General features: G+C 71.3%; 10 protein-coding genes. 1 reads left to right on the forward strand and 9 read right to left on the reverse strand.

From position 1 onward, the window contains the following. Positions 1 to 10 precede the first annotated feature (10 nt). From ACFU8Q_RS04635 to eccD, 8 genes are all read right to left on the reverse strand, one after another. Positions 11 to 334 carry a hypothetical protein gene (locus ACFU8Q_RS04635; RefSeq protein WP_384447693.1) on the reverse strand — a complete coding sequence of 108 codons (324 nt, stop codon included), beginning with the start codon at positions 332 to 334 and terminating at the stop codon, positions 11 to 13. After that, positions 327 to 788 (reverse strand): YbaB/EbfC family nucleoid-associated protein, encoded by a 462-nt coding sequence (locus tag ACFU8Q_RS04640; protein WP_384447695.1) that lies wholly within the window; start codon positions 786 to 788, stop codon positions 327 to 329. Before ACFU8Q_RS04640 ends, ACFU8Q_RS04635 begins: the two co-directional genes overlap by 8 nt. Continuing rightward, entirely contained in the window at positions 788 to 2827 is a 2040-nt protein-coding gene (locus ACFU8Q_RS04645; protein WP_384447698.1) for a hypothetical protein, read from the reverse strand. The genes ACFU8Q_RS04640 and ACFU8Q_RS04645 overlap by 1 nt, the downstream gene beginning before the upstream one ends. Positions 2828 to 2951: 124 nt before the next feature. Then, positions 2952 to 3374 carry a hypothetical protein gene (locus ACFU8Q_RS04650; protein ID WP_384447701.1) on the reverse strand — a complete coding sequence of 141 codons (423 nt, stop codon included), beginning with the start codon at positions 3372 to 3374 and terminating at the stop codon, positions 2952 to 2954. Between the two features lie 2 nt (positions 3375 to 3376). Next, positions 3377 to 3661 (reverse strand): WXG100 family type VII secretion target, encoded by a 285-nt coding sequence (locus tag ACFU8Q_RS04655; protein WP_384447704.1) that lies wholly within the window; start codon positions 3659 to 3661, stop codon positions 3377 to 3379. A 67-nt stretch (positions 3662 to 3728) separates the two neighbouring features. Continuing rightward, on the reverse strand, positions 3729 to 4076 hold the full coding sequence (locus ACFU8Q_RS04660) for a hypothetical protein (RefSeq protein ID WP_383759208.1): 348 nt from the start codon (positions 4074 to 4076) through the stop codon (positions 3729 to 3731). Positions 4077 to 4185: 109 nt separating this feature from the next. Then, entirely contained in the window at positions 4186 to 5691 is a 1506-nt protein-coding gene (eccB, locus tag ACFU8Q_RS04665; RefSeq protein ID WP_384447707.1) for a type VII secretion protein EccB, read from the reverse strand. Between the two features lie 163 nt (positions 5692 to 5854). Beyond that, a complete protein-coding gene (eccD, locus tag ACFU8Q_RS04670) occupies positions 5855 to 7243 on the reverse strand; it encodes a type VII secretion integral membrane protein EccD (RefSeq protein WP_384447710.1) in 1389 nt (462 codons plus the stop codon). A 216-nt stretch (positions 7244 to 7459) separates the two neighbouring features. Here eccD and eccCa point away from each other — a divergent pair, with 216 nt between their 5' ends. After that, positions 7460 to 11482 (forward strand): type VII secretion protein EccCa, encoded by a 4023-nt coding sequence (gene eccCa / locus ACFU8Q_RS04675; RefSeq protein ID WP_384447713.1) that lies wholly within the window; start codon positions 7460 to 7462, stop codon positions 11480 to 11482. Between the two features lie 279 nt (positions 11483 to 11761). Here the strand turns inward: eccCa and ACFU8Q_RS04680 are convergent, their stop codons facing one another. After that, positions 11762 to 12955 carry a S8 family serine peptidase gene (locus ACFU8Q_RS04680; protein WP_384447716.1) on the reverse strand — a complete coding sequence of 398 codons (1194 nt, stop codon included), beginning with the start codon at positions 12953 to 12955 and terminating at the stop codon, positions 11762 to 11764. Positions 12956 to 12974: the final 19 nt, after the last annotated feature.

Below are 12974 nucleotides of genomic sequence, written 5' to 3' on the forward strand. Positions count from 1 at the left end.
GGTGCTCTCATCATGCGTCGCTCGACCAACTGCTCGCGAGCGACCTGGCTTCGTCCTCGACCCGGTCGAACAGGCCCATCACGTCGGATCCCGTGTACCCGACTTGTTCGACCAGGGTCTTGAGCAGGGTCAGCAGGTCGTGCAGGTGTGTCATGCCGGGGTCGATGGTCTCGTGGTACTGCTTGGCGATCTCGTCATCCTTGCCGCCGCCATCGATATTGATCTTGTCGATCTGGGCCAGGTAGTCGCCGATTTGCTTGATCAGCGACCCGATCTGCGGGTACTGCGCGAACTGCTGCTTGAGCTGGTCGATGGTGGTGATCTTCTCAGCCATCCGAGGCACCGCCCTTCCCCTTGCCCGTGCCGTTCCGGTCGGCGCCCGGCGTGCCGCCCGGCCCCGCCGGCCCCGGCCACATCTCCCGCAACGGGCCCATCAAATCGTCCATTTCGGTGCCGCCCGTCATCGACTTGCGCAGGGCGGCGCCCGCCCCCTGGAACGGCGAGATGGTCTCGCGGACCTTCTGCCCGGCCTGCTCCCTGGCCTGGCCGATGACCTCGACCAGCGCCGCACCCAGCTCGGCGGGAGCCATGTCGCGGTACGCGTCCGTATGGAACTTGATCTCCCGCACGTCGCCCTGGGCGCCGGCGACGACCGTCAGCATCCGGTCCTTCGACTGCACGGTGACCGTGTACTTGGCCAGCTCCCGCTGGGTCGCGAGGAGGGACTCGCGGTGCTCAGCGAGCTTTCCCATCATCTCGTCGAGCTGTTCCTGGAATCCGTTACCCATCAGCCGATCACTCCCGGTGCTGCTTCCTGGGAGGTGCCCCAGGTCTCTTCGTCCTCGGCCAGCCAGGTGCGGCGCTCGCGGTCCCGCTCGCCTCCTCCGCCGCCGCCGCCTCCGCCGCCCATGGGAGGCATCATCGGCTGGCCGTTGGACGAGGTGCGGTTCATCGCGGAGGACTCCCTGGCCGCGGTCGCGGCGGCCAGATTGGGCTCATTGGCCGAGGTGCGGGCCCGGATGCGCTCGGAGATCGAGGTCCTGGGATCGCCGACGGTCCGGCTGGTGGGGAGCCGCTCGTTGACCCGGGGCGGCGTCTCCTCCAGGTTCAGCCGGTTCCTGTCGCCGCCTCCGGTCCTGTACCCGTTGCTGCTGGTCTCGGTACGGGCCTGACCGCGGACGTGGGAGAGGGCCTGCTGGTAGGCCTTCTCCTGCTCGACCTCCCGGGCCTGCTGCGCCTTCCGCTGCTTCAGCTGCTGTTCCTGCAGTTCCTGCTGGTCCTTCAGCTGCTGCTGCTGGTTCGCCTTCTGCAGCTTGAGCTGCTTTTCCTGCAGTTCCTGCTGTTCCTTCAGCTGCTGCTTGCTGTTGCTGCTGCTGGGGCCGGTCGACGACGACGGGCCGATGTGGGAGTTCGCCGGAGCCTTGAGGGGCTTGTTGTCGGCGCCCATCAGCAGCTTGCCGTCGGGCCCGGTGATCGTGCCGTCCTTGTTGATGTGGGACCCGGGCGGGATCCGGGTTTCGTTGCCCTTTGAGTCCTTGATCGGCTGGTTGTTCTTGTCGAGCAGCGTGTTGCCGGTGCCGTTCCCCGTACTGGTCTGCGGGGGACCGGTCGTCTTCGACTCCGGCGGCGGCATGGAGTTGAATTTGGAGTTGGTCTGCGGCGGCCCAGTGACACTCGAACTCCCGGGCGGCTTGTCACCGGGGTTGGTGTCCGTGCCCGGGGGCTTGTCGCCCGGGTTCGTATCGGTGCCCGGAGGCTTGTCACCGGGGTTGGTGTCCGTGCCCGGGGGCTTGTCGCCCGGGTTCGTATCGGTGCCCGGAGGCTTGTCGCCGGGGTTGGTGTCCGTGCCGGGGGGCTTCGGCGCGTTGGGGTCGCGGTACGGCGGCGCGGTGAGCGCGTTGGGCGGGATCACGTCGATCGCCTGCTGGTAGACGATTTCCACGGCCTTCATCTGCGCATTGGCGACGGTGTCCAGCCAGGAAAGCCCGCCCAACCAGGCGTCCTTCGACTTCTGCTCAAGCGTGGTCCAGAAGTCCGACTTCGTCGGATTTCCGAGTCCCGGCACGTCAAGATAGGCGTCGCCCGACGCGTCGAATTGGAGCGACGTGGCGTTGAGGGCATTGAAGAACTGGTCGTGGACATGGTTGGCGGGCCAGGCGGCCGCGCTGTTGCGGTAGCCGTCGGCCGCGTTGACCAGCGCGTACAGCGCCTCGTGGATCATGGCGCGCGCATCGTCGATGCGATACGGGATGTCCCCGTAGTTCGTCACCTCCTGGTAGAGGTAGGCCACTTGCTGCTGTACGGCCACGAGGGTCCGCTTGAGGGCCCCGGCCGCCGTGCCCTGCATCTCGGAGTCCGGCACGTTGATGTCTTTGGCCCACGACTTGAGCTCGTTCTGCACATCGGTCAGATGACCGAGCATCCCGCGCATCATCATCCCGGCCGTGTCGAAACTGCCCAGGCTGAGCGAGGAGTTGCCGTTCAGGGTGTTCAACGCCGGCCCGATGATGGCCCAGGGTTCGTGGATGAACTTGGACAGCGCGGTGTCCGAGCCGTTCTCCCCGACTTCGGGCGTCAGAGAGAACCCGATCTGGTACGTGTAGTTCGTGGAGTTCTTCCCGGTGCCCGACTTGCTCCAGCTCTGCGCCCAGGCGTAGTCATAGCCGCTGGGAGTACCGGCGCTGGGCCGGGCCGTCGGGTTGACCACGTGATCGGACTTGAACCACGCGCCCCCCATCACGTCGGTGCGGTTGGTCACCTTGCCCTGACCGGGGCCGTCTTTGGCGACGACGACGGCGAGCGCGTCCTCCCACTTCCGGTCGACCATGACGGGCTCCTTACGGGTGCGATGCAGACGGTTGAGCAGTGCAGACAGGTGAGCGGTACAGGCGCCGGGCAGGCCGGCACTGCCCGGCGCTGACGTCGAGCGGTGCCGGTGCGCTGTACCGGAGTTACGCGGAGGGGCTGTTCGTGGGAGCGCCGCCGAACCCCTTGATGGCGTTCGCCAGCTCCAGGTTCATCTCCGACGCCGTCAGTGCGGCGTCGTCCTCGCTGTTCTGGAGAATGGAGTCGACGGTCGCCATGTCGATCGAGAGGGTGTTGAAACCGTTCCCGAGGACGTCCACCTGCGCCTTGAGACTTGAGCAGAGTTGAGTGAACACCTTGTGCAGAGTTGCGTCGACGCCCAGGGCGCCCGAGCCCGCGAGGAGCCCCTTGTAGGCGCCCGTCTCGGTCGCGAATTCGGTCAGCGTCGTGTAGTCGGGGCCCTTCTGGAGCATGTCCCGGAGCGCCAAGACCCTCGTGCGGGCCTCACCCTTGAGCCAGCCCTCGGTGACCTTGAAGGTCCCCGTGTCGCCGCCGTCGTCCTTGGCCATGGTCAGAACATCCCAGCGCCGCGCTTGTCACCCGCGACCTGGCCGTCGACCATTTCCTTCAGGGCCTGCGAACCCATACCGAACTGGGCGTTCATCGTTTCTATGGCGGTGTTGGCCTGGTTCTGGAAGTCCTGGTACACGACCGCGGTCTGACCGGAGAAGGACGCCTTGAGGGCGCCGAGCTGGCTGAGCAGTTCCGTGAGCGCGTTCACCATGTCCGCGTTGGCCTTGACCATGTCGTCGATGGCCGCGTTGGCGCGCGAGACTTCGAGTGTGACGTCCGCCATGTCCGGTCGTCCTTTCAGGAGGTGAGTGAGGGGAGAGGCAGTGCTGGTGGCGCCGAGTGGCGGTGGGTCAGCCGGAGAGGGCCTGGTAGTAGCCGTTGCCGCCGCCGTCCCATGCGCTCGCGTACTCGGAGGCGTCCATCTCACTGGTGTTGTGGATGACGTCGGCCGCCGACAGCGCGGCGTGCAGCGCGTCGACCTTGCCCTTGACGTCCGTGTACGCCTGCATCCACTGCTGGAGCTTGCTGCTGAAGATGCTGGAGGAGTTGGCGACGTACGCCATCCGCACGTCGTCGTGGATCGCCGACACCGTCGCGCCTGCGCGGGCCATGGTGGCCACGTGGTTCTCCAGGGCGGTGCGGGCCTTGTCGACGTCTACTTGCTGCCGGTTGAACAGCCCAGCCGTGCTGTCATCCATGGTCGGCCTCATTCACATCAGGATTCGGACATGTGTCGCCACGATACTCATCAGAAGTGCTCAACTGACCCTGCAGGATGAATATTTGATCTTCACTTGAGCATTGGCTTCAATTGTTGACGCATCGTTCATTGGATTGTTTACCCGTGCGTGCAACCCTTTCGCTCCCGGTGCCTTCCGAGGCGGATTGGTCGGCCTGCACGATTCCGCCCCGAGCCAGCGCCTGCGGGTCGAGACTCGGCCCGGTCGGCAGCAGGTCGAGCAGCGGCGCGGGCAGCCGTACCGCTTCGTCCGCCGAGTAGCCGAGCTGCTTGAGGGCGTCGTCGTCGGGCACCGGGTAGGCGGCGCCCGCATCGGTGACCAGGTAGCGGCTGGCACCCGTCCCGGCCGTGGAGTGGGCCGTCACCAGGACGCCCGAGCCCGGCCGCACCCAGATCCGGTCGGCCGCCAGGCAGCCGGCCCGTACGCCCGGTTCGGCGTCCGGCGCCCCGCCCGGCACCTGCGCCGCGGCGACCAGCGCCACCGTCGTGGTGTGCCCGGAGCCGCTGGAAGCGACCCGCGCGCAGACGTCCTGACCTGCGGCGGCCGACACCGGGTGCGGCGCCTTGGCGGGCAGGTCGGCGGCGAGCGCCGCAGCCGCCGACGCCGGAACCTGATGGGCAGCCAGGTCAGCGGCGCCCACCGTGCGTTCGCTCACCACGCCCCCGTCGTACGCCTGCGCCTGGGTGCGCGGGTCGCCGAGCACCAGCCGGTGGAGGGTGTCGGTCAGCGGTACGAGCCCGTCCTTGCGCAGCAGGTAGTGCTGGCCGCCGTCGGCGGTGAACAGCTGGCCGGTCCGGCTCGCCGCCCCCGCCAGCCGCGGGCCCGCCCCGCCGCGGCCCGGCACCTCGGGCGCCGCCAGGTCGGGCCCGGCCGCCAGCGAGGCGAGGAAGGCGTCGCCGACCGGGTACGGGGCCGTGGTCCCCGCCCAGCCGAGCGCCGCAGCCGCACCGTGCTCGGTGTCGACCGCGAACCGCCTGCCCTGCCAGAGGAGTTGGACCCCGCCGTGAGGAGACGACACCAGTACGCCGTCCTTCGCGCCCAGTCCGTCGCCGCCCGGTTCGGTGCCGATCACCACGGAGGTGACCGTGCTGGTGCCGCCGGTCCCGGTGTCCTTGCGGCCCGCGCACACCGACCAGGTACCCCGGTCGAGCGCGCCCTTCGGCAGCCCGTCGGGCGCGCCCACGATGCCGAGCGGCGTCCCGCGCGGGGTGTCCCCGAGGGAGGCGGCGGCGACCTGCTGGACGGAGAGCTTGTCCCCGGCCAGCAGCCGCGCCGACGCCTCGTTCAGTACGGGGTGCAGCGTGCCGCCGACGTAGAGGTACCGGGCCCCCGAGTCCTTCACCACCACCAGCGCGCCGTCGGTGCGCCAGGAAGTCGCGCCACCGGGCGAGATCAGCCCGTACAGCGTCGTGACCACCGCGGCGAGGGCGGCGGCCAGCAGCCCCCACATGATGCCGCGCCAGGTACGGGCGGTCGGGGTGTCCGGTGCGTCCGGCTCGGCGCGCTGCATACCGGAGGAGAGCCGGCCCATGACGAACATATGGGCCTGGACCTGGTCACGCCTGGACTGCATGGGAGTTCCTCACCGCTTCCTCAGTGTGCTGACCGTGAGTGTGCTGAATGTGAGCGTGCCGACCGTGCTCAGTGCGCTCACGGGCTCACTGGATCACCGGGGAACCGGCCCCGGACCTGCCCTGTCGGGCTGCTGGGAATCGGGCGGCCGGTTCCGGGGCCGGTCAGCCCCAGATGCCCCGCAGTGTGCCGAACACCCCGGCCAGCAGCAGCGCGAGCGGCAGCAGCACGAGTGCGGTCAGGCTGTGCAGGAGGTCGGCCGCGCGGCCCCAGTACGGGACCAGCCTGCGGCCTGGCACGGTCCAGGCGGCGATCACCGTGACCGCGGCGGCGACCGTTAGATACCCGGTGACCTCCAGCCGTCCCGGCATGCCGGTTCCGACCGCGTCCATGCAGGCCGCGAGCACCAGGGCGTACGCCCCCGGCAGTGCCAGGGCCAGGCGCTGCCAGGCACCGCCGACGGTCCGGGTGTGCAGCAGCAGCAGTACGCCGAGCGCCACCGCGAGGACCGGCGCGGGCCAGCCGTCGGAGTCGGGCCCGGTGAGCAGCGCCGTCACACAGCCCGCCAGGACCAGTCCGAGTGCGGCGGAACAGCCGGTGGCGTACGCGTCGGCGGACCGGGCGCGCACCCGGACCCGCTCGGCCTCGAAGGGCTCGATGCCCTCCTGGAGTTCGTCGGCGCTGGACGGCAGTGGTGGGAGCCGCAGCCCCGCCAGGCGGAAGGCGAGACCCGGTACGAAACTCCCGGTGGCGACCGCGCCCACCGCGAGGTATCCGGCGGTGTGCGACAGCGGCACACCACCCGCGCAGACCATGCCGCCGACCGCCGCGAACAGGGCGACGACGAAGGCGCCGAGGAACAGCGGAGCGAACGCGCCGACCGCGGCCAGCGCGAGGACCGCGGCGCCGGCTGCCGCCGCTCCGCCCGCCAGCAACCGGGGGCCGAACACGTCCTCACCGTGCCCGGCGGTGGGCAACAGCGCACCGGCCAGGGCCAGATGCGGCACCGCCATCAGCCCGAGAGCGGCGCCCGCCCCCGCGTCCCCGACGGCGCGCGACGCGGCCGTGGCCCCGGCGAGCAGCAGTACGGCGAGTACGGCAGCCGCGGCGGTCCGCCAGCCGGCGGGGCCGGGCAGCGCGACGGTGAACAGGGCCGCGGTCAGCCCGGCCACGGCCAGACCGATCAGCAGCCGTCTGGTCAGCGCGGGACGCCAGGTGTCGGGGCGGGCCCGCAGCGTCTCCCCGATGCCGTCGACCAGATCGTCGAAGTCGACTTCGGGGAGCGACTCGTGACGGGCCCGCAGGTACAGTGTTTCGCCGTCGCGCAGTTCGAGCGACTGCGGGGTTCCCTCCTCGTCGAGGGGTGCGGCGCCCAGCCGCTGGAGGGTCCAGCCGCCGTGGGCGGCGCCCTGCTCGTGCAGTTCCCCGCCGGCGTACTCGACGAGGACCGGGATGAGATCGGCGAGCGGTACGTCGACCGGGACGCCCAACTCGTAGGAATTTTCAGGCGCTCTTACAGCTATTCGGCACAATCCGACGGTGGTGTCGCTCACGGCGTTTCGATTCTCTCCCGTCCGTGGGTGCGGGTCGACCCGGGAACGGGGCGAACACTATCGTGAGTTCGAACCGATCATCGGATCAACCATCTGGCCGGCATTGGTGGGTGGTTGTTGAAATTGCCCTACGGCACAACGGACAGCTGTTTGCTGTCCGCCCTTTGACCCGCGGGTAATTCACCTGTCTCCTTGGACCAGGAAGGCCCTGCCCTCTTGAGCACCGTCACGTTCCGGCGCCCGCCGCGCCGGCCGGGCCCGCAGCTGCCACAGGGCGAGCTGACCCTCCAGGAACCACCCGCACTGCCCGAGTCCCAGAGCGCCATGAGCGGCGTCATCACCTATCTGCCCATGGCGCTCAGCTCGCTCGGCATGGTGCTGATCTTCATCAGGCCCGGCGAGAGCAGCGGCGTCCTGATGTGGGTCGCCATCGGCATGATGCTGCTGTCCGCGGTCGGCATGCTCATCAGCCAGTTCATCCGCGCCGCCGGTGACCGCAAACGGCGGCTGCGCGGCGAACGGCGCGACTACCTGCGCTACCTCTCCACCAGCCGCCGCCGGATCCGCAAGGCCATCGACGAGCAACGGCGCGCCGACGCCTGGCACCACCCCGAGCCCGGCTCGCTCGTCTCCCTGGCGCGCAGCGGACGGCTCTGGGAACGCCGCACCACCCATGAGGACTTCGCCGAGGTCCGGGTCGCCACCGGCACCCGTCAGCTCGCCCTCACCCTCAACCCCCTCTCCACCAAGCCCGTCGAGGACCTCGAACCGCTCTGCGCGCACGCGCTGCGCCGCTTCATCCGCGCGTACTCGACGGTGCCGGGGCAGCCGATCGCCGTCCGGATGCGCTCCTTCGCCCGGCTCATCCTGCTGTCCGGCAGCAAGGACGGGGAGGAGACCGGGACAGACGCGGCCGCGGCTGCCGAGCGGAACCTGGAGACGGCCCGCGGCGCCGCCCGCGCCATGGTCGCCCAGCTCGCCGTCCTGCACGCCCCGGAGGACCTGGCCCTTGTCGTCGTCGCCGACGGCAGCGCGCTCCCCGGCTGGGAGTGGGTGAAGTGGCTGCCGCACGCCCAGCACCCGTCCGACACCGACGGCGCGGGCACCTCCCGCCTCGTCGCCGAGGCCGTCTCCGAGCTGGAGCCGCTGCTGGGCGAGGAGTTCGGCGGGCGTCCGCCGTTCGAGCCGGGCTCCGAGCCGAGCCGCGACGAGCCGTACACGGTCGTCGTCCTGGACACCGCCGCGGTCCCCGCCGGGGCGCGCATCGCCGGGCCCGGCTACCGCAACGCCCTGGTCATCGACGTACGCGGGGCCCTCGACGCCGCCCCCGCACGCGGCACACTCCGTTTCCGGGTCACCCCCGACGACCTCTCGATGGTCACCACCGACCCGGACGGCAAGTCCTCCGAGACCTCCGTGGGCCGCCCCGAGACCCTGGGTCCGCACGCCGCCCGCGCCCTGGCCTCCGCCGTGGCCCCCTTCCGGCTGGGCGTCACCGCCCGCTCCGAGCAGCCGCTCCAGGAGGACATGGAGCTGACCGGTCTGCTCGGCGTCCACGATCTGCACTCCGCCGACTTCATCAAACTGCACGAACGGCGCGCGCCCGGCGACCGGCTGCGGGTCCCCATCGGTCTCGCCGCCGACGGCAGCCAGGTCGTCCTGGACATCAAGGAGTCGGCACAGGGCGGGATGGGCCCGCACGGCATGCTCATCGGCGCCACCGGATCGGGCAAGTCGGAGCTGCTGCGCACCCTGGTGCTCGGCCTCGCGCTCACCCACTCGTCCGAGACGCTCAACTTCGTACTCGTCGACTTCAAGGGCGGCGCGACCTTCCTCGGTCTGGACCGGCTGCCGCACACCTCCGCCGTCATCACCAACCTCGCCGACGAGACGGCGCTCGTGGAGCGCATGCGCGACGCCCTGCACGGCGAACTCATGCGCCGCCAGGAACTCCTGCGCAAGGCGGGCAACTACGCCTCGCTCCTGGAGTACGAGAAGGCCCGCGAAGGCGGCGCCGATCTCGCGCCACTGCCCACGCTCTTCGTCGTCGTCGACGAGTTCAGTGAACTCCTCGCCGCCCACCGGGACTTCCTCGACCTGTTCGTGATGATCGGACGGCTCGGCCGAAGCCTCGGCGTGCATCTGCTGCTCGCCTCGCAGCGGCTCGACGAGGGCCGTATCCACCAGCTGGAGTCCCACCTCTCCTACCGGGTGGGGCTGCGGACCTTCTCGGCGATGGAGAGCCGCGGCGTGCTCGGTGTCCCGGACGCGTACGAGCTGCCCCCGCAGCCGGGCAGCGGACTGCTGAAGAACGACGTCGGCACGCTCACCCGGTTCAAGGCCGCCTTCGTCTCCGGTCCCTACCGGGTCGTCCGCCCCGCGGTACGCCAGGCGGTCGTCGCCGGGCAGGTCGTGCCGTTCCACGCGGGCTGGGTTCCGCCGCGGCAACTGCCGCAGACCGAGCCCGATGTGGCCGCGCCGGAAGCCGGTCCGGCCGAGGAGGCCGCTGCCGCCAGCCTGCTCACCATCGCCGTCGAGCGGCTGGAGAGCTCCGGCCCGCACGCCCACCAGGTGTGGCTGCCCCCGCTCGCCGAACCCCCCACGCTCGACCTGCTGCTGCCCCCGCCCGGCGCGGCGACGCCGCGCCGCCCGCTCACCGTGCCGGTCGGCATCGTGGACCGACCGTTCGACCAGCGGCGCGACGAGCTGTCCGCCGACCTGTCGGGGGCGGGCGGCCATGTCGGTATCGCGGGCGGACCGCAGAGCGGCAAGAGCACCCTCGTCCGTACGCTCGTCACCGCCATCGCCCGCACCCACACCCCGCGCGAGGTGCAGTTCTACTGCCTGGACCTGGGCGGCGGTGCGCTCGCCGCGCTCTGTGGCCTCCCGCACGTCGGCGGCGTCACCGGTCGCCTCGACCCGGACCGACTGCTCCGTACGGTCGCCGAGATCACCGCGCTGATCGCGCGCCGTGAGCGGCAGTTCACCGACCACGGCCTGGGCTCCATGGCCGACTTCCGGCGCAAGCGCGCGGCCGGTGAGTTCGCCGACGACCCGTACGGCGACGTCTTCCTCGTCGTGGACGGCTGGAGCACGATCCGCCAGGACTTCATGGACCTGGTGCCCACCTTCACCCTCATCGCGTCCCGCGGGCTCAACTTCGGCATCCACCTGATCATCGCCGCGACCCGCTGGGGCGAGGTCGGCAGCGCCCTGCGCGACCAGCTCGGCACCCGCTTCGAGCTGCGGCTCGGTGACCCGGTCGACTCCGCGATCAACATGCGGGCGGCGGCGACCGTACCGAAGATCCCCGGCCGGGGGCTCACCGACGAGCGGCTGCACTTCCTGGCCGCACTGCCCCGTATCGACGGGGACTCCTCGGTCGACACCCTCTCGGACGGCGTGGACGCGCTGGTCCGCGAGACGGCCGCCGAGTGGGACGGACCCAAGGCCCCGCCCGTACGGATGCTGCCACTCACCCTGCCCGCGTCCGAACTGCCCGAGCCGGACGGCGACCTGCGCGTCCCGATCGGCCTGCGGGACGTCCAACTGGACACCTTCCACCACGACTTCGAGGAGAACCCGCACCTGGTCGTGGTCGGCGACGCCGAGTCGGGCAAGACCAACCTGCTGGCCATGGTCTGCGAAGCCGTCACCCGGCGCTACGGGCCCAGCGAGGCCCGCGTCATGGTCACCGACTACCGTCGCCGCCTCGCCGAAGCCGTACCGGAGCCCTACCGCCTCGGGTACGCGGTCGGCCCGGCCCAGCTCCAGGAGATGGTCAGCGGCTCCGCCCGCGCCATGGCCGACCGGGTGCCGGGGCCGGAGATCTCACCGGAGCGGCTGAAGCGGCGCGACTGGTGGAAGGGGCCGCGGCTGTTCGTGGTCGTGGACGACTACGAGCTGATCGGCGGCGGCGGTCCGGACCCGTTCGCCCCGCTGCTTCCGTATCTCGCCCAGGGCGCCGAGGTGGGTCTGCACGTGATCGTGGCTCGCAGTGCCAACGGCGCGTCCCGCTCGATGATGTCGGACCAGCTGCTGCGCCGGCTCGTCGAGGCCAACACCCCGGTCCTGCAACTGTCCTGCCCGCCCACCGAGGGCCAGATCATCACCGGCACGAAGCCCCGTCTGCTCCCGCCCGGACGCGGTCTGTACATCACGCGCCGCACCACGGTGCAGGTGCAGACGGCGCTGCGCGGCGAGGAGGCGGAGGAGGCAGTGGGGACCAAAGCGGAGTAACGACCTCACCCGCGAAAGAGAGTGGATCAGCGAGCGGCGTCGTGCGGCTTCGAATCCAAGGCGGAGGCGCAGGGCGTCGGGAGCCCGCTCTCCATCGCGGGTGAGGTCGTAAGCCCTCCGGGACCACAGGGCCCGGGATCCTGTGGTCCCGGCCCGGTGGTCCTGGCCCGGTGGTCCTGGCCCGGTGGTCCTGGTCCGGTGGTCCCGGCTCTGTGGTCCTGGGGGTCCCACGCTCCGCGGCTCCGCGGCCCCGTCGTTCCGGAGCCCCGAGCCCCGGGGTCAGACGCCGGGGCGCCAGCCCCGGCGGCGGGCGCGCGGGAGCACCACCGCGAAGAAGGCCGTCAGCGCGACGATGCCCGCCGCGCCTCCGGCCACCGCGACGGCGCCCGCATGGGCGCTGTCCCCGGTACCGGCCGCGAGCTGCGGGGCTGGACCGGGCCGCGCGGGGCGGGGCGCCGACGGGGGCAGCACGGCCGTCACCGCACCCGCCGGATCGACCGTCCCGGCACCCGTCAGCGCACGGCTCCCAGCACCCGGGTACGCCGTCGCCGTCAGCCGGTCCGTGAGCTGCTGAACGGTCAGGCCGGGACGGTATCCGTCCACCAGCGCGGCCGTACCCGCCACGAACCCGGTCGCCAGATCGGCCCCGCTGCCGCTGAAGTGCCCGGTGCCGCCGGGCCCGATGCTCATGACACTGGTGCCCGGCGCGGCGATATCGGGGGCCGTCGCGGGCGCGACCTTCTGGTCGGGGCCGCCCCCGGGAGCGAGCCCGGCGACAGCCAGCACACCGGGCAGCGCCGCCGGATAGGCGGCCGGGGCCGCGTCCCCCGACGAGGCAGGACTCCCGTACGCCGGGGCCACCACGAGCACATCGTGGCTCACCGCGTCCCGTACGGCCGAGGTGAGCAAAGCACTGCCGCGGTCCAGCGCGAGGGGCACGTCCACCACCCGAGCCCCGCCGGCCACCGCGGCCCGGATCCCCGCCGCCACCCGGTCGGCGGTCACCGACCCGTCCTTGGCGGTCACCCGGACCGCCAGGATCAATGCGTCGGGCGCGACCCCCGCGAAGCCGACGCCGGGCTTCTGCCCGGCCGCGATGATCCCCGCCACGAAGGTCCCGTGCCCGGTGCAGTCCTTCCCGGCGGTCCCGCCCGAGGCGACATCGGGCCCGGCCTTCACCCGCCCGGCGAGCGCAGGGGTCCGCGCGGCATCGACCCCGGTGTCGACCACGGCGACGGTGACACCCGCGCCCCGGGACAACGGCCAGGCCCGGGACGGCGCGATGAAATGCTGCGGCCACGGAGTGAGGTCGGAGTGCTTCGTGGACGGCTTGACACAACTGCCGTCGTCGGGCGGAGCGGCGCTGACGGCGGGGAGGCTGGGACTGTCCGCGGCCTCGGCGGGGCCGGCTGCACAGACGCTCACGAGGAGGGCGAGGGCGGCGGCCGGGAGCAGTGCGGTGCGGGGCTGCATGGCCGTGATCCTATGACCT

This window comes from Streptomyces sp. NPDC057543 (assembly GCF_042801895.1).
In the GTDB taxonomy this organism is placed as follows: domain Bacteria; phylum Actinomycetota; class Actinomycetes; order Streptomycetales; family Streptomycetaceae; genus Streptomyces.